Source organism: Oleiphilus sp. HI0067 (assembly GCF_001635735.1).
On sequence record NZ_LWFI01001734.1, the window covers coordinates 1 to 689 of the forward strand.

Genomic DNA, 689 nt, shown 5'->3' on the forward strand with positions numbered 1-689 from the left:
ACTGCTCGAGGTGGAGTGATTCGTGAATCGGCATTGAAGAAGCGCCTAAGCCAAGATAACCCGCCCACGGTGATCTTAGACGTTTGGGAAAACGAGCCAAATATTGATGTTGAATTAGCAAAGATGGTGTATTTAGGGACACCTCATATCGCAGGTTATAGTTTCGACGGAAAAGTCTCCGGAACAGAGCGTATCTATCAATCAGTTTGTCATTTATTAGGGCTACCCACTAGGCATTCCCTTGGTCAGTTCTTGGAAGAACCGCCTTTATCGAGAATGTCATTTACTTCAAATGCTGATACTAATTGGTGTCTACACACGGCGATTCGAGCTTGTTTCGATGTCCGTCATGATTCGGGGCAGTTGATGCGTGTGTTGCAAGGAACTGAGCCTGAACGTACCAAGGGCTTTGATGCTCTAAGAAAAAATTACCGTTGTCGTCGCGAGTTTTCTGGTGTGAAAATTCAATTAAAACAGGGTGATTCTGAGTTGTTTTCGAAGTTCAAAAGTCTAGGGTTCAATATCAAATAAATTTTTCTTTGGCGCCAAATTCACAGAGAGGTGATGCTGCCGTGCAGACAGTTGTTCAACAAAGATATCCTGAAAAATTGAGTTTCAGTGATTTACGTGTTCCTACTGGTATGCCGCTTACTTTAGATTTGGCAGCCCCAGCTCGTCGTGAGCAGGTA

At 43.8% G+C, this 689-nt stretch carries 1 protein-coding gene; it reads left to right on the forward strand.

From position 1 onward, the window contains the following. Window positions 1-531: DUF3410 domain-containing protein (locus tag A3739_RS27575; RefSeq protein WP_156502908.1), on the forward strand; the 531-nt coding region annotated here is incomplete at its 5' end. Window positions 532-689: the final 158 nt, after the last annotated feature.